Origin of the sequence: Halalkalibacter flavus, from assembly GCF_036663575.1 — a bacterium.
Lineage (GTDB): Bacteria > Bacillota > Bacilli > Bacillales > Bacillaceae_D > Halalkalibacter > Halalkalibacter flavus.
This window is the reverse complement of the sequence record NZ_JAWRVK010000039.1, coordinates 1-16633: the sequence shown is the minus strand read 5'-3', so window position 1 is coordinate 16633 and position 16633 is coordinate 1. Positions and strand designations below refer to the sequence as shown.

Genomic DNA, 16633 nt, shown 5'->3' with positions numbered 1-16633 from the left:
GCTGCCTTTTTATCCCCATGTCGGTTTGACAGGATCTTCTGGTTTAATCATTAACAAAACAATAAGCACTGTTACAACACATAAGACTGTGTTAGACAAGAACATCATAGAATGGGACGTTTTCATCAGTACAGCGAAAACCGGCGGCCCAAGAGCCACACCAGCGAAACGCATGCTGCTATAAAGTGATGAAATTGTTCCTCTTTGTTTCATTTCAATCCCTTCTGTTACTAATGCATCAAGACATGGTAGAGCAATTCCGATTCCTACACCACTTGCGAAAAGACACGTTAATAATAAATAAATGTCTTTGGAGAAAGAGACCGTGAAAATAGCAAGAGTCAATATCACAAGACCTGCAACAGTATACCATTTCATTTTTTGTTTATCTTGTCCAATAACCTTTCCCGTTGCAAATGAAGAGAAACATAGCGCCGCTAAGGGAATGGCTAAGATAATCCCTTTTTTAATCCCATCTATTTGAAACTCATCTTCAAGCATTGTAGATAAATAAAAAAGAACACCAAAAATAACAAACATCAATATGCCCCCAATGGCAAATACAGCGTAAAGCCACCGTCCTTCACGCTTAAAAATGACTTTTGTTGTCTTTACAAAAGCCTTAAATCCGACAGCTTTTCCACTCATTGGAGGTATTTTTACTAGAAATAACATGGATAATATCGATATGAAACATAATACAGGAATGGAAAGAAGAGGCATATACCAAACAATAAGCGCTAACGCAGCACCTAATATCGGACTTAACACTTTTCCTAATGTATTGGCTGTCTCAATCATTCCTAAGCCTTTACTTACATCTTTTTGATTTGTATACATATCACCAACTAATGGCAACACAATCGGCATTGCTCCAGCTGCTCCAATGCCTTGCAAGAAACGACCAAAAATCAACATACCGTATGGATTTTCCATTTGCCAACCTGCAAATCCTGAAATAAACCCGCCTACCCCTGCAATAATTAGACTAGGAATGATGACCTTTTTCCTTCCAATGTGATCTGATATATACCCTGCAATTGGGATACAAAGGATTGCCACAATGGAGTAGACCGTGATGAGCATACTTACTTGGAATGAACTAATTCCAAGCTCTTTCTCGATTTGAGGTAACACTGGAATAAGCATTGAATTCCCTAATGTCATAACGAGTGGTATAGACGAAATCGAGAAAATAGCCCATTTATCTTTTTCTTGCATCGTGAGGCTCCCCCGTTCCTAACTCAAAATAAATTACCTTGTTAGTATTAGGAAGAGTGCATGTTCTATACACGTTAAACTTTACATAAGCAAGGAAGAAAAAGACTGTAAAAAAGGCTAAAAAAACACCCATTCAATTGAATAGATGCTTTTCATTATTGTAAGTTATAGTTTCCACTTTCTTTAATGGAGCGATAAATAGTATTTAAAGCACTTTGAGGATGCGCAGCTAAATTTTCCATCTTGTTATGGAATTCTGCTAATAATTGTTCTTCTGAGTAACCTTCGTTAACTAGATCTTTTAAAACATCTTCAATAATTACATCTCTTTTTAATGCAAGTTTTGCCTCTAATAACACACTAATATTATTTGATAATTCAGTAATCGTTTGAACATTTGTAATCATGGCAGCTGGATGATTGTCCTTACTTGTAATGATCACATCTACAAGAATATGGCCTTTATTTTCTTTTACTTTTTTAAAATAATCAGTATATTCCTTACTAATAACTGCTTCAATATACCAAGTTTGCTTTTGGTTTTCCATATTCACAATTAGTCCATCTTGAATTGGGATTAATTTTTGATCAACACATTCACCGTTACCTTCAAGTAAGCTAAGCGAATAAAGTTTAAATGTTTTCAAAGGCACTTCCCTCCTTTTACTCTTATTAAATCATAAATCCTTCAAATTCCAAAATGAAGGGGACTTTCTTCTCAAAGAACACTGAAAAAGCTTTTTTCCTTTTCAGTGCCCTGTAAAAGCCCCCTAGACGCTTATTATGAACTTTTCATCCTTTGAAAGCACAGCTCATATTGTCTTTCTTGAATCCACTTAATGAGTTCCACCTCTTCACTAGTAAGGTCTCTCCTAAGCTTACATTTACAATCGTCGATAAGTTCTTGGTAAAGATTTTCTTGTAACATATAGTAAATGTCTCCTTTGTCGATTTTTCTCAACTGCTCGATGGTGTCACTCTGACAATTTATGCGTACAAACCGCGAAATATGTATACTTTCCCCTATTTTCAACAGAAAAAGCTACAAACCTCATTACTTCACACAAAAATTTTCGACTTTTTGCTTATAATCATTCTTTTTTTTCGCCCGTTGATTTCTTCACGCAACAATTCAATAAAATCTTCTTCTAACTCCAAACGAATCGCACGTTCATACGCTTCTAATAAAACTCGATATTCTAACCTTTCCATCCCTTTCACCGCACTTATAAAAAATTGTTATTTAAAACCCGCGCTTATCATAGGCTTCTTTCATTTGATCTAGACCTTGTTTTAACGTTTCTCTTGGACAAGCTAAATTGATTCGTTCAAAATCTTTTCCTTCATCACCAAAAATCGGACCATGATTTAAAGCAACATTCGCTTCTTCAACGAGCCATTTTTTCCGCTCTGAAGCTGATAATGGTAGGTTCGAGCATTCTAACCACAGTAAGTATGTACCTTCTGAATCAATTACTCGTAATTTAGGCATATTCAAAGAGATATACTTTCGGACAAAATCATAGTTATCTTGCACATAGTCCATTAACTGTTCTAACCACTTTTCCCCATGTGTATATGCCGCTTCAGTTGCCACTTCTGCAAATGAATTAACAGAATTAGCAAATGAGTTAGCTAAATGGTTAGCTAATTTGCGACGTAATTCTTCATTCTCAACTACTACATATGAAGTTTGAATCCCAGCCAAATTAAAAGTTTTACTTGGAGCTAAACAAGTGAACGTACGCTCTGATGCATCTTTACTAAGCGATGCAAATGGAATATGCTTTTGGTCTTTAAACAGTAAGTCAGCATGGATTTCATCTGAGACAACAAGCAAATTATGCTTTTCACATATCGCAGCAAGCTTTTCTAATTCATCACGCTTCCAAACACGACCAACTGGATTATGAGGATGACAGAGAACAAGCATTTTGGTATTATCTGTAATCACCGACTCTAATTGATTGAAATCGATATCATAGTGATCTCCGTCAAAAGAGAGTGGATTTTTGATTAACTCACGATTATTTTTTTTCACAACATCATAAAACGGGTAGTAAACGGGGGTTTGGATAATAACACCTTCACCAGGTTCAGTGAATGCTTGAATAATGTAACTAATCGTTGGCACAATGCCAGATGTATATATAAGTGAGTCTGCTTCAACCGACCAACTATATCTTCTTTTTAACCAACCTTGAACGGCTTGATCGACCGTTTTTGAATGAGCAGGATATCCAAAAATACCATGTTCAACTGTAGCATGTAATGCATCTAATACTTCTTTTGGTGCACGAAAATCCATATCTGCTACCCACATTGGCAAAAGATCTTCCTTACCAAAACGTTGCTTAGTCATATCCCACTTCATTGAGTTCGTACCACGACGTTCAACTATTTCATCAAATTGCTTACTCATAACTTACACTTCCTTCCTATTAAAACACATACCTCCATTAAATATTTTTTCTGTCTTTAGGTCAATATTTACTATTCAACGAAGAACAATCAATTCCTTTTTAAATTTATATTTTTTCAAATTTTTATTTAATATTCTTGTAGTTCAAAATGATAAAAAAGAGTGGTTATTTTGGAAAATACATTCAGTGATAAAGTCTAATTCCCAACAGACATTCACCCTCTCTTATGATAAGATGGAAAAAGCAAAAAAGTACGTATTTATTAAAGGATAGGTGTTTGGAATGAGTGTGTTAACCGTTAAAAACTTAAGCCATGGATTTGGCGATCGTGCGATTTTTCATGACGTGTCCTTCCGTTTACTTAAGGGAGAGCACATTGGTTTAATTGGGGCCAATGGTGAAGGAAAATCGACGTTTATGAATATCATTACAGGTAAGTTAATGCCTGATGCAGGAAAAGTAGAATGGTCGAAAAAGGTTCGTGTCGGCTATTTAGACCAGCATTCTGTTTTAGAACGTGGGATGACCATGCGCGATGTGTTAAAAAGCGCGTTTCAATATATGTTTGACATGGAAACTGAAATGAATGAAATGTATGACAAAATGGGAGAAGCCACTCCTGAACAACTCGAGAAGATGCTTGAAGAAGTTGGTATTATTCAAGATACATTAACAAACAATGATTTCTATACGATTGATGCGAAGGTAGAAGAAATTGCTAAAGGACTTGGTCTTGATGATGTTGGATTAGACCGTGATGTCACAGACCTTAGTGGAGGTCAACGAACAAAGGTATTACTTGCGAAGCTTCTACTCGAGAAACCTGATATCCTGCTATTGGACGAGCCTACGAACTATTTAGATGAACAGCATATTGAATGGTTAAAGCGCTACTTACAAGAGTACGAAAATGCGTTTATCTTGATTTCACATGACATTCCATTTTTAAACAGCGTGATCAACTTGATTTATCATATGGAAAATCAAGAGCTTAATCGATATGTAGGGGATTACGAGCATTTTAAAGAAGTACATGAAATGAAGAAACAGCAGCTTGAGGCAGCTTATAAGAGACAACAGCAAGAAGTTGCTCAATTAAAAGACTTTGTTGCTAGGAACAAAGCACGTGTGTCGACACGTAATATGGCGATGTCTCGACAAAAGAAACTAGATAAGATGGATATGATTGAACTTGCTCAAGAAAAGCCAAAGCCACAGTTTAACTTTAAAGAAGCAAGAACGACAAGTAAACTGATCTTTGAAACGAAGGATCTTGTCATTGGCTATAATGATCCGCTTTCACGGCCTCTCAACCTTCGAATGGAGCGTGGACAAAAGGTTGCTCTCGTTGGTGCGAACGGAATAGGAAAAACAACGTTATTGAAGAGCATCCTAGGATTAATTAAACCAGTAGATGGCACAGTTGAGCGTGGAGATTATCAAGAGATCGGTTATTTTGAACAAGAAGCAAAAGACCCTGATAAAACATGTATTGACGAGGTATGGCAGGATTTCCCTTCATTCACACAAGCTGAGGTACGTGCAGCCCTTGCTAAGTGTGGATTAACGACAAAGCATATTGAGAGTAAGATTGTCGTTTTAAGTGGTGGCGAAAAAGCCAAGGTCCGTCTTTGTAAATTAATTAATCGTGAAACAAATATCCTTGTTCTCGATGAGCCTACAAATCACTTAGACGTTGACGCAAAAGAAGAGTTAAAACGCGCGCTGCAAGCATACAAAGGAAGCATTTTGCTAATTAGTCACGAACCAGAGTTTTATCAAGACGTTGCTACAGACGTCTGGAACTGCGAATCATGGACAACAAAATTAGTATAGTATAAGAGTATAAGGGTCAGACCCCTCTTTAATGTAGTAAAGAGGGGTCTGACCCTCCTTGTCCCGTATTGAATTACGAGGAAGAGTAATGGAGCAGAAAATGGTTCCTCAGTACCTTGGGCAACTACCTGAGGACTATGAAACGGCGATGTCAAACTGGATTTCTCTCTACCCTAATACACCTATTATTAACATTAACGGTGATGAGGTAGACTTTGTCAAAAAGGCACAAGACTTAGATGCCATACTTATAAAAATAGATCAAGCACTACAAAAAGGAGCGACTTGTTTTGAACCTACGCGCTAAATATAACATTCCTGAAAACGCCATAATAACAATTGCTGGTACCGTTGGTGTTGGAAAATCAACAATGACAACATCGCTTGCGAAAGCTCTTGGCTTCAACACTTCTTTTGAAAATGTTGATCAAAATCCATACCTAGACAAATTTTATGCTGATTTTGAACGGTGGAGTTTTCATTTACAAATATATTTTCTTGCTGAACGATTTAAAGAACAAAAGAGGATGTTTGAGCAAGGTGGCGGCTTTATTCAGGACCGTTCCATTTATGAGGATACAGGCATTTTTGCTAAAATGCATTCTGATAAAGGTACAATGACAGACGATGATTACGAAACATATACGAGTCTTTTTAATGCGATGGTTATGACGCCATATTTCCCTCATCCGGACGTGCTAATTTACCTCGAAGGTGACTTGAATGATATTATTAGTCGTATTCAAAAACGTGGCCGTGAGATGGAACAAAAGACTCCACTTGCCTATTGGGAAGAAATGCATGGACGTTACGAAAAATGGATTAGCAACTTTACTTCTTGCCCTGTAATGAGCCTAAATATTAAAGAATATGATTTGTTGAAAGATGAACAAGCCATTGAATCGATTATAGAGCGAATTTCCAATACAATTAATCGAAAAGTGATAATTTAAATATAGAAGAGGATAACCGAGCTGTTAAGCTACCCGGTCATCCTCCTCTTCGTCTTCTTTTTTTTCTAAAAAATAATAAATACGCGGTAAATGCGAAAAGCGTAAATATTCTTGGAGTAATGACCCTCCAACAAATGCGATCATTTGCCAATCAACTCCTTTTAACATAAGCACATCCCCCCATATCGAAATTTATGCCGATAAGAAGTTGTCTTATGATTTCTACATACTTTGTCTTGTTTTCGTTAGTTTATAAAAGTATTCTCCTGCCTTAATCAGTCCTCGCTGATGATCTAAGTCATCTATGCTATCTTCTGCATTATAATCTATTTCTTCATGTGGGAGTTCAATAACATCTTGTGCCTCGGTTAGTTTCCCTTTTTTAAACAAACGGATAACTTCAATCAAATCTTCTCTTGCAAGGATCCTAACTTTTGTTGCTGCAGCAAGCTTTCTGCAAGGATCAGAAACATCATTTGCAGATGTTATAACAATAGCTTGATTGGCATCATAATAGGCTTTTGCTGCATAAATTTCTTGGATAGCATCTAAACCAATCTTCTCAGTAATACGCTTAGCTTGGACAACCGTTTGAGCATCTAATCGATCCCGAAAAAGCAAGTCCGCTCCAAAGTCTCGACTTTTCTTCGTTAAAAACGTCTCATCGTACCCAAGAGCTACAAATAAGACATATAAATAATCTTCAAAATCATGACCAGACATTCGGTCAATATCTGTAATCGAAATCTTACTTACATCAAAGCGTTTCTTTTTTCGAAAATGCAAAAGAGCCGCTATTACAATGATTGCAAAGGCGAGCAATAAGAGAACATTAAATCCCGCCACACTGAGCCATGTTGACACACTTTCATTCATACTCGTCCCAACTCCCTTCGTTCCTTATCTTAAGCGTTGGAAACCCAAAAAGCAAACACTTGTTTGTTAAAGGATCAGACCCATCTGCACAACTTTAACGCGGTGGAGATATACAGAGGGATCTGACCCCCAAGAGCACTGAAAAAGGTCAAAACCGTACCTTTTTCAGTGCTCTACTCCAAAAGTTGTAGGTTTTATCAGTCTTCTTCTCGATGTTGGTTGTTGCTTGTTTTCATAAAATGAGAGTAATCAAAGAACGAAGGGAGTTAAACAAATGTTTGATCAAATAAAACAAGTCATTATGATAACAGGTGCCACACGCGGCCTAGGCTATACTCTTGCTAAACACTTTGCCAAGCAAGGAGCTAATTTAGCAATATGTGCTAGAGGGAAAACCGAAATTAAAACGGTTCAAAACGAATTGGAGAAATACGGGGCTGAGGTCATTGCACTTTCAGCAGATGTTTCTAATCCTAATGATGTTGAGCGTTTTGTCTCAGTAACAGAAAATCATTTTGGTCGTATCGATACACTAATTAACAACGCATCGATTTTCGGGCCTGGCCCTCTCTATTTGGCTGATTATCCTGATCTAGTTCTTAAAAATGTACTTGAAGTTAATATTATGAACCCTTTCCTAATGACGAAGCGTGTTTTACCAGGAATGCTTGCACGTCATAAAGGTAGTATTATTAACCTCACATCTGAAGTAGGCAAAACAGGATATGCCGAATGGGGAGCTTATTCTATCTCCAAGTTTGCCGTAGAAGGTATGACTCAAATCTGGGCAGATGAATTAATTGATACAGGAGTTCGAATCAACCTTGTCGATCCAGGAGAAATGGATACTGCTATGCACGAAATTGCCGTACCAAATTGTGAATATGAGCTTGCTAACCCTAGTGAGGTCATAGATGTGTTTGATTACTTAGCATCAAGCGAATCTCACTTGGCTACCGGTCAACGGTTCGAAGCACAATCTTTTTCAAGAAAGGGGGTATGAACATGACTTTAGCATCCTATCCATTCGTTGTTCCAAATCATCTACATGCGTTTTTGCCAGCTGAGATCCGTTCTAATAAAAGAGAAGCAGTAAAGCTGTTGGTTCAAAATCGCCGAACAGGCAACGTACATCATGATACTTTCGAAAACCTTAGCAGTTATTTAGAAAAGGGTGATGTCCTAATTTTAAATAATAGTCGAACAATTCCAGCTGTCATTTTTACGACAAATCACATTGAAGTACGCCTTGCAAGGAAACGTTCTTCTGATATTTGGGATGTTCTTTATCTTCATCAAATCGAAATTGGTGACACACTAACCTTTACAAATGACGTAAAAGCAACCGTTATAGACAAGTGTAGTAAGACACCCCTTATTTCTTTACGCTTTTCAATCGCAGGAAATGCATTTTATAATTTTCTCTATACACACGGGATACCGATTCATTACGAATATTTACAGGATCACTGGCCACTGCAAGCCTTTCAAACGGTGTATAGCTCTGTACCAGGTTCTATCGAAATGCCTTCAGCAGGTCGCGCCCTCTCATGGAGGATGCTTGCTGACCTACAAAAGAAAGGGGTCGAAATTGGCTTTGTTTATCTCCATACTGGCCTAAGCTATTTCGAAAACGACCATTGGCCAGATCCCATTTTCCAGCCAGAGCCATTCCATGTACCGACCGAAACAGTTGAACTCATTCATTTAGCCAAAAACAGAAATTCAAGGATTATCGCCGTTGGTACAACGGTTGTGAGAGCACTAGAGAGCGCCGTTGATACACAGCATATTCTTCAACCTACTACAGGAGAAACGACTCTTCATATCAAACCTAATTCCTCACTTTATGTTGTGGATGGTTTGTTAACAGGCTTCCACGAACCTGAAGCGAGTCACCTTGACATGCTTTCTGCTTTTATTGACCAAAAGAATTTACTGGCTGCTTACGAAGAGGCAATTAGACAAGGGTATTTATGGCATGAGTTTGGTGATATGAATCTCCTTTTGCCAATGGAGAACTAAACATGGACATTCATCATATTGGTATCGTTGTTCCAGATATTGAAGCTGCTAGAACGTTGTTAGCATCTGACTGGGAGGTAGAAGCAGAATTTTCGTTTATGGATGAAAACTTACTATTCTTAAATAAAAATTCTTTTATCATTGAACTCATTGAAGGGGATCCAACTACCTTTCCTTTTCACGTTGCCTACCAAGTCCCTAATTTAGAAAACCATATGCAAAACTGGATTCCACCACCTTCTTTTGAAGCGTGTGGACCATACGAATTAAAAAATGGATGGAAAACGATCTTCTATTCTAACGATCATTATTATGTTGAGTTTATTGAAACGACAACTTTACCGTAAAAAAAGAACGGACTTAGAGGACCCCCTCTTCCGTTCTATCTTTTTTTTACGTTATGTTTCAGTGCAAAAACTGCCGCTTGCGTTCGATCGGCTAACTCGAGCTTGGCTAATATGTTAGACATATGTGTTTTGACCGTTTTTTCTGAAATGTAGAGCTCTTGCGCGATTTCTTTATTACTTCGCCCTTTCGTCACTTCTACTAAAACATCACGTTCCCGTCCCGTTAACCTCTGTAGACGCGCTTGTTCACTAGTGAAGTTTGGTGAAACACGAGTTAATACATGCTTAGTTACTTTTTCATGTAGTCTGCTTTCACCACCATACACAGCACGAATCGTTTCTGCTAACTGCTCTGGTTCAATATCTTTTAATTGATAGCCGGAAGCTCCTGCTTCTAATGCTGGAATGACATGATCTTGATCTGTAAAACTAGTTAACACTAGAACAATTGCACTCTCATCTAACTCTTTTAGCTTCTTCGTACATTCCATTCCATCCATTTTCGGCATATCTAAATCCATAATCACCACATCTGGACGCTCTTTTTCAAATAATTCAATTGCCTCCATGCCGTTAGAAGCTTCGGCTACTACCTTTAGATCTTCCATTGACTCGAGGAAATAAACTAAGCCTCTTCTAACAACATGATGATCATCAACAATCATAATTCGTATAGTCATCTGATGATCCCCCTATTGATTTGTAATGACTACTGTAAGTGTCGTTCCTATATTCTCTTTACTCTCCCATGTGAACGTTCCTTTTAAGGATTCAACTCGTTCTCTCATCCCATGAATGCCAATTGATCTACTGTGAATATACTCAGTTTCTTTCGTCCCACAACCATGATCTCTTATTTTCATCATTAACTCTTCTTTCGATGCCTCAATTTCTACAAAAGCTTCTAAAACACCACTATGCTTTTTGACATTGTTTAATGCTTCCTGAGCAATTCGCCATAAACACTCTTCACTTGATTTAGATAGAGTAAGTATTCCTTTCACATTTACGTGTACTGTTAGCCCGAGTAAGGTTGCATAATGTTTAATAGCAGACGTCATTCCTTCTTGTAACTCTTCTGATCTTAACTGATAGATTAGTTGCTTTAATTCCTTCAACGCTTCTTGAGATAACACTTGTATTTGCCCAAGTGTTTCTTTTGTCTCTACTTCCTTTGTCCTTAATTGAGCTCCCTTTGCTGTTAGTGACAAAGAAAACAGCATTTGGTTTACTGAATCATGTAAATCTCGTGCTAACCGGTTACGTTCATCTAATCGTGCAAGTTCTTTTCTTTGTTCGTTCAATCGCTCCTTCTCAAAATACAAACAAAGATAATGAGTAAGCTGTTCCATAAGATAGTGATCGACCTCATCGAACACTTCATGAAAAATGGTTACCTTCAATTTTGTCTCACCAAAAATAGCTTTTTGGACGATCTTTTGTCCACGATTGCATTCTCCTACTTCAGTAAACTGTCGATTAAGACTTATAGAAATTCCCTTCCAGTTAAAAAGGCGTAAAATCATTGCAGCTAATTCAAAAGGTTCTTTATCTCCCTTTTGTATCATTGATAAACAAGTACCAAGTGTTGTTAGCATATTTGACCGACGTTGCTCCTGTTCAAATAATTTAAAGCGCTTTACAGTTGCTCCTACTTGATACGCTACAGTCTCAAGCAGATCTAATTCTTCTTCGGAAAAATGACTCTTGCTTGGGGAAGCTACATTCATTAAGCCAAACGACTCTTCTCCTGCAAAAATAGGAATCGTAGCATGATGGCTAATTCCATTTGTCGCACCAAAATTTCCAACCTTCACACGCTCAAGACGTCTACATTCCATAATATTCACAGCCTTTTTAAGATGGCCTGCTAAATATTTATCTTTGCACCAACAGCCACCATCACAAAGCGGTAAGTTTTCCTTGTACGTTAGTCCGTCAGGTAAACCATAAGAAGCAAACAGGGAGTGCTTCCCTTCTTCATGTATAAGAAAAATCCAACCACACTCCAATTTTACTGCTTGAAGTAACCGTTCTAATACCGATTGCAGCATGTTTTTAAGGTCATTTCCTTCATTTAAAGTCATTGAAATAATACGTAACGTTTCCCTAACATTCTTGGCATGAACAAAATGGTTTTGTTGGTCCATCTTCAACCCTCACTTAGACTTGTTACTTTTATCGTACCGTACATTATGAAAACAGAGAAGAGAAAATCATCAACTATGACATATTACTCAAATCATTGGGTAGACTAGTGAAGAAAAACGTCTAAAGGATGTGAAAGTCATGAAAAATCCTAAACGTAAAAAGCAAAATTCACTTTTTCCTATCTATCTTTTTCTAACTACATATATTCTTGTTCATTTATATAATTACAGTTTTACGATATTTGGATTTGTACTAGCCGCGATCCTTTCCACATTAGGAATCACACATCTTTTAAAAACATCGAAGTGGATTTCTCGCCATCTATCTTCTGAATTATTAAATATTGATGAGATACCTGATCGGGAATTTCAACAACTATTAGTCCCACTTTTTCAAAAGCAAGGCTACTCAGTCAGTAGAACGAAAGTGAACCGCAAAGCACAACCAGATTTAATTCTTCGGAAAAAAGGACTAAAAGCAATCGTCGTTGCTAAACGTCAAACGAATCAAGTAAGTGCAAATTTTGTCCATGATGTTCTTGCTTTAAAACCAAATTATCAAGCAAGACGAGTGATCATCGTAACAAATAGTCAGTTTACAAAATCAGCTAAACGTATTGCACGTGCAAATAAAATAACTCTCATCGATCGTGATTCACTAGATGCTATGCTTGATTCGTACTTAGAACAAAAAAAATCACACCGTTTTATCCAACGTGTCCGAACACTACTTATAAAAGATGAAGTAAAAAGAGAAGCACAAGAATAACCTTCAGTATATGAAAATCGCTAGAAAAAAGCTCTAGCGATTTCTTTACTCGTCTCAATTTCCACTCATAAGTTCATCCACTGGGTATTTTTGCTTCACTACAATAACGCCTAGTCTTAACTCAGATCGATCAGAGTTAAGACTAGGCGTTGTCTATATTTGTTAACTAACGATATCATCAATCGCGGCTAAATATTGTCGTGTTACATTTACATCTGAGTGCCCGGATAGTTGTGCAACAATAGAAAGATCGACGCCTTTACGAACTAAATCATAACAAAACGTATGGCGAAGCTTATGAGGATATACACCATACTCCTCTTTTAACATGTGCTGCACTGTCCGCGCTGCAATTCGTTTCTGATAATTTGAAACAAAAAGAGCTTCATGCTCGTCATTTCTAGACGTAAGGTAATCGTGGAGCTTATGAACGAGCTCTTTTGATAAAGGAATAATTCGTTCATTTTCTTGTTCTAGATTTTTTACAATCATTTGACCTGTTTGGCTCTTATGATTTAATTTAATGTCGTCACGATTCAACATACACAGTTCAGAAACTCGTACCCCTGTATAAAGCAAGGCAAAAACAATCGCTTTGTTACGCTTACTTGAATCCGCCTTGGCTTTCTTAAGAAGGGTATTTACTTCTTCTTCCGTTAGAAAGTCTGGGGCCACATAATCGATTTTTGTTTTTGACCTTTTTATATTTTCAGTCATTTCTGGACGATTTTGCGACTTTGCAAAAGTATTTATTGTATTAAAGATTTTATTTATTGTTGAAACACTTCGTTTTTCTGTTTCTAAGAAGTCAATATACGATTGCACATCTTGCTGTGTAAGTTCATGTAGTTCCTTGTCCTGGGCCTTTAACCAACTAGAAAATGTATGGATCACACCACAATACGTTTTAATTGTATTTTCTGACCTTCCTTTTTGAGAGAGATAGACAGCAAAAGAATCTATGATGTCTTTTGTGGTTCCAGCGCATTTTTTATCCAAAATGAATTCCCCCCTAACTACCACAACTATAAAAGGGATTTCAAAGTTTGTCAAGTTCTGCGCAAACAATTGGTTTAAATTGTTATTTTTTATTAATTTTTTCATTTGAAAATGACACATAAATGCACTTCCTTTTTTCCTATGATATAGTTAAAAGGAGTTCTTACTAAGGAGGAATATGTCGTGAGTAAAAAGTTAACAGCCTATATTGGGACTTATACAAAAGGGGATAGCAAAGGGATTTATCGTTTATCCATGGACGATTCGTCAGGTACGATAGATGATGTTCAAGTTGCTGCAGAACTAGAAAATCCAACATTTCTTGCAGTTACTAGTGATCAAAAGTATTTGTATTCGGTTACGAAAGTGGAAAATCAAGGTGGTGTTGGAGCCTATTCGATTGAACCAGATGGACAGTTATCGTTATTAAATTATAATGTAGCTGATGGGAGCCCACCATGTCACGTTAGTTTAAATGATTCTAATAATTTTCTCTTCTCAGCCAATTACCATCAAGGTACAGGAATTGCTTATAAGCTAACCGATAACGGAGAGATTGCAGCAGTTACATCAACAGTTACACACGCTGGGAGTGGGCCACACGAAAGACAAGAAAAGCCTCATGCTCACTATTCTGGATTAACTCCTGACGAACATTATCTTTGTGTGGTAGATTTAGGGACAGATGAGATGGTTGTTTACTCTTTCGATAATGGTACATTAACGAAACACAGTGAACAAGCTTTTAAACCAGGTACAGGTCCAAGACATATTCAATTTCATCCAAATGGAAAATTTGCTTACGTAAATGGTGAACTTAGTTCAGAAGTAATTGCTTTAAGCTATGACTCTGAAACTGGCTCATTTAATGAACTTCAATACATATCTTCTCTTCCAGCTGGTTTTGGAGAAGAAAGCATCGGGGGAGCTATTAAGCTATCTGCTGATGGAAAGTTTTTGTATGCATCGAATCGTGGTCATGACAGTATTGCAGTCTTTCAAATCGATGCAGACACAGGTCACCTTACGTTAGTTGACCATACATCAACGGAAGGATCTTTTCCAAGAGATTTCACAATAGATCCTACTGGAAAGTTCCTTTTAGCCGCTAATCAAGACACAAGCAATATAGTTCAGTATACGATTGATTATTCAACTGGTAAGCTCACCCCTACTGGTGTTACTGTTTCCGTACCTAACCCTGTTTGTGTTGTTTTTACTAACTAAATCTAAAAATATTGCTATAATCAAAGGGGGTGTCTCAAAAGGTTTGTTTTTGACCTTTTGAGACACCCCCAAAGCAATGAGCGGAGTCGCTACATCTTTTTAAAGCCTTGAGAGGAGTGGGTTACACACTCACGGCGCGTAGAGAACGGAGTCATTGCCTCCTCTGTTTCGGACTTTTTATGTTCTTACCTAGTTAATCACAACTAGTTTGCATTTTTCTTTGTTAAATTGTTTATTATTCTGTCACGCATATAACAATTTTAATTAGTAAGTTCCCTCACTATCGCTATAAATTGACTGAATACTGTAAGTGAGCATCACTTTCCTTGTATGAAAAAACATTCAATTTGGATATTCTTATAAAAAGGAGGGTGCTTTTCACTAGTTACCTAACCATTCATATATTTACGCTCTTTAGTGACTGGGTTTGAACCGAGATCGGGTGATAATATAAGTTTCTTTTTAATCAGAGCCTGGTGAATTCTCCCTACCAATGTTATTCCAAATGCGCTAGAAGCTGCTAATAGAAGTGAAAAGAGGGTTTCTTTGGCACCAATTAGGAAAAAGCTTAAAGGAAAAACAGAACTATCGACTAAAAAGACTGCTAAACCAAAAGAAAATCCGTATTTTAAGTTAATCATTTTTCCCAACATGGAACCGCCACCTAAACTTGAATTGGCCATTCCCATCAGACCTAATCCAATTCCCATCCATAACCCGCCAATTACAGAACCGATTACAATATTCTCAACACCGAAGCGTATCAATGGCTGTTGAAGAATTCCGACAAGGATAGATGCAGAAACCATGCTGACAACCGACTTATAAAATAGGTCACGATACCAAATAAAGGCTGCTAAGAATAAAGGGAAATTAAACAAAAACATTCCTACTCCAATATTTAAATCGAATAAGTAATAACTCATGGTTGCCATTCCTGTAATCCCCCCCGCCATAATGGTGTTGGGAACAGCAAAAAGTATGGTTGCGAGGGAGAAGTTAACAATGCCTATAGAAATAAGAATAAAGCGTTTTATGGTAAATCGTCCTTTCCAAAAAACTGAATATTAATACTATAATACATTTTCTATTAGTTTGCATCTGAGGAATTTTTTCTTTCCAAAGTAGTTCACTTGCTGTCGGTTCTCTTTGATTTTCTGTCTGAGTGTTATATCAAGTGATATGATCTGTTTTTTTCTCGACTATAACAATTACTTCTAGCCCGCCTGGCAACGTCCTGGCTCACCCTTTCTCTTCTACGGAGATGGTTACTCATGGAGTTGTTCTTAGAAGTAATTCATGTTACGTTACGAAGAGAAAGGGTTCGTCTCACAGGGGGACATGGAGTTTTTTCAGAGAAGCGTATCACGTTGTAACCATCGGCTCATTCGAGGAAGATTCTGTTCCTTCGGGCGTACCCACTATTATGCAGCTTACGTCCGTCTCTCCTATTTCCATGCGGAGCGTGCCCTGCATGGCAACGTCCTGGCTCGCTATTTCTCTTCTACGGGTCGGTTGGCATGGTGTTATTTCTTTGACGTTTCTCACGTCGTTTTACGAAGAGAATCAGCTCGTCTAACAGGGGGACATGAAGCAGTTTCAAGATGTCTTTTCACGATGTACTATCGGCTCATTCGAGGAAGATTCTGTTCCTCCGGAACAGAGCTCTTTAGCGCCTTGAGCATTCTTTTTATGCATATACAAAAAGACAATCCAATGGATTGTCTTTTATTTGCCTGGCAACGTCCTACTCTCACAGGGGGAAGCCCCCAACTACCATCGGCGCAAAAGAGCTTAACGACCGTGT

At 37.6% G+C, this 16633-nt stretch carries 18 protein-coding genes and 1 rRNA gene; 8 read left to right on the top strand and 11 right to left on the bottom strand.

All coding sequences use genetic code 11. The features are described from left to right. Positions 1-9: 9 nt before the first annotated feature. The 4 genes from bcbE to SAY88_RS19680 form a co-directional block, all read right to left on the bottom strand. The gene (gene bcbE, locus SAY88_RS19695) at positions 10-1221 is read right to left on the bottom strand and encodes a bacillibactin exporter BcbE (RefSeq protein ID WP_332633857.1); all 1212 of its coding nucleotides are present in this window, start codon (positions 1219-1221) and stop codon (positions 10-12) included. A gap of 155 nt (positions 1222-1376) precedes the next feature. Further along, a complete protein-coding gene (locus SAY88_RS19690; protein ID WP_332633856.1) occupies positions 1377-1874 on the bottom strand; it encodes a YwpF-like family protein in 498 nt (165 codons plus the stop codon). Between the two features lie 406 nt (positions 1875-2280). Next, positions 2281-2433: a sporulation histidine kinase inhibitor Sda gene (gene sda / locus SAY88_RS19685; RefSeq protein WP_332633855.1), complete on the bottom strand. Its 153-nt coding sequence runs from the start codon at positions 2431-2433 to the stop codon at positions 2281-2283. A gap of 31 nt (positions 2434-2464) precedes the next feature. After that, positions 2465-3643, bottom strand: a complete 1179-nt coding sequence (locus SAY88_RS19680) for a MalY/PatB family protein (protein ID WP_332633854.1) — start codon at positions 3641-3643, stop codon at positions 2465-2467. 283 nt (positions 3644-3926) lie between these two features. Here SAY88_RS19680 and SAY88_RS19675 point away from each other — a divergent pair, with 283 nt between their 5' ends. Genes SAY88_RS19675 through SAY88_RS19665 form a run of 3 tightly spaced genes read left to right on the top strand, consistent with a single transcriptional unit; the run spans position 3927 to position 6433 of the window. Then, positions 3927-5480 (top strand): ABC-F family ATP-binding cassette domain-containing protein, encoded by a 1554-nt coding sequence (locus tag SAY88_RS19675; RefSeq protein WP_332633853.1) that lies wholly within the window; start codon positions 3927-3929, stop codon positions 5478-5480. Positions 5481-5538: 58 nt separating this feature from the next. Further along, on the top strand, positions 5539-5787 hold the full coding sequence (locus tag SAY88_RS19670) for a deoxynucleoside kinase (RefSeq protein WP_332633852.1): 249 nt from the start codon (positions 5539-5541) through the stop codon (positions 5785-5787). Beyond that, entirely contained in the window at positions 5771-6433 is a 663-nt protein-coding gene (locus SAY88_RS19665; RefSeq protein ID WP_332633851.1) for a deoxynucleoside kinase, read from the top strand. The genes SAY88_RS19670 and SAY88_RS19665 overlap by 17 nt, the downstream gene beginning before the upstream one ends. 24 nt (positions 6434-6457) lie before the next feature. Here SAY88_RS19665 and SAY88_RS19660 read toward each other — a convergent pair whose 3' ends face one another. Together SAY88_RS19660 and SAY88_RS19655 are read right to left on the bottom strand one after the other, a co-directional pair. Beyond that, positions 6458-6601 carry a hypothetical protein gene (locus SAY88_RS19660; RefSeq protein WP_332633850.1) on the bottom strand — a complete coding sequence of 48 codons (144 nt, stop codon included), beginning with the start codon at positions 6599-6601 and terminating at the stop codon, positions 6458-6460. Positions 6602-6655: 54 nt separating this feature from the next. Continuing rightward, complete coding sequence (locus SAY88_RS19655) at positions 6656-7309, bottom strand: restriction endonuclease (RefSeq protein WP_332633849.1); 654 nt, start codon at positions 7307-7309, stop codon at positions 6656-6658. Between the two features lie 274 nt (positions 7310-7583). Between SAY88_RS19655 and SAY88_RS19650 the strand changes: the two genes are divergently transcribed. From SAY88_RS19650 to SAY88_RS19640, 3 genes are read left to right on the top strand one after another with little or no spacing between them, the layout of a single operon-like run. Beyond that, positions 7584-8312, top strand: a complete 729-nt coding sequence (locus tag SAY88_RS19650; RefSeq protein WP_332633848.1) for an SDR family NAD(P)-dependent oxidoreductase — start codon at positions 7584-7586, stop codon at positions 8310-8312. Positions 8313-8314: 2 nt separating this feature from the next. Further along, the gene (locus SAY88_RS19645; protein ID WP_332633847.1) at positions 8315-9334 is read left to right on the top strand and encodes an S-adenosylmethionine:tRNA ribosyltransferase-isomerase; all 1020 of its coding nucleotides are present in this window, start codon (positions 8315-8317) and stop codon (positions 9332-9334) included. A 2-nt stretch (positions 9335-9336) separates the two neighbouring features. Next, positions 9337-9681, top strand: a complete 345-nt coding sequence (locus SAY88_RS19640; RefSeq protein WP_332633846.1) for a hypothetical protein — start codon at positions 9337-9339, stop codon at positions 9679-9681. Between the two features lie 35 nt (positions 9682-9716). Here the strand turns inward: SAY88_RS19640 and SAY88_RS19635 are convergent, their stop codons facing one another. Further along, complete coding sequence (locus SAY88_RS19635) at positions 9717-10361, bottom strand: response regulator transcription factor (protein ID WP_332633845.1); 645 nt, start codon at positions 10359-10361, stop codon at positions 9717-9719. Between the two features lie 12 nt (positions 10362-10373). Further along, entirely contained in the window at positions 10374-11831 is a 1458-nt protein-coding gene (locus tag SAY88_RS19630) for a GAF domain-containing sensor histidine kinase (RefSeq protein ID WP_332633844.1), read from the bottom strand. A gap of 139 nt (positions 11832-11970) precedes the next feature. On the opposite strand from SAY88_RS19630, the gene SAY88_RS19625 reads away from it, so the two are divergent. Beyond that, positions 11971-12600 (top strand): restriction endonuclease, encoded by a 630-nt coding sequence (locus tag SAY88_RS19625; protein WP_332633843.1) that lies wholly within the window; start codon positions 11971-11973, stop codon positions 12598-12600. A gap of 162 nt (positions 12601-12762) precedes the next feature. Here the strand turns inward: SAY88_RS19625 and SAY88_RS19620 are convergent, their stop codons facing one another. Beyond that, on the bottom strand, positions 12763-13599 hold the full coding sequence (locus tag SAY88_RS19620; protein ID WP_332633842.1) for a tyrosine-type recombinase/integrase: 837 nt from the start codon (positions 13597-13599) through the stop codon (positions 12763-12765). A gap of 183 nt (positions 13600-13782) precedes the next feature. Between SAY88_RS19620 and SAY88_RS19615 the strand changes: the two genes are divergently transcribed. Then, positions 13783-14826, top strand: a complete 1044-nt coding sequence (locus SAY88_RS19615) for a lactonase family protein (protein WP_332633841.1) — start codon at positions 13783-13785, stop codon at positions 14824-14826. Positions 14827-15215: 389 nt separating this feature from the next. On the opposite strand, the gene SAY88_RS19610 is transcribed toward SAY88_RS19615, so the two are convergent. Together SAY88_RS19610 and rrf are read right to left on the bottom strand one after the other, a co-directional pair. Further along, positions 15216-15845 carry a YitT family protein gene (locus SAY88_RS19610; RefSeq protein ID WP_332633880.1) on the bottom strand — a complete coding sequence of 210 codons (630 nt, stop codon included), beginning with the start codon at positions 15843-15845 and terminating at the stop codon, positions 15216-15218. Between the two features lie 715 nt (positions 15846-16560). Then, positions 16561-16633 (bottom strand): 5S ribosomal RNA (gene rrf, locus SAY88_RS26060); the annotation flags it as partial.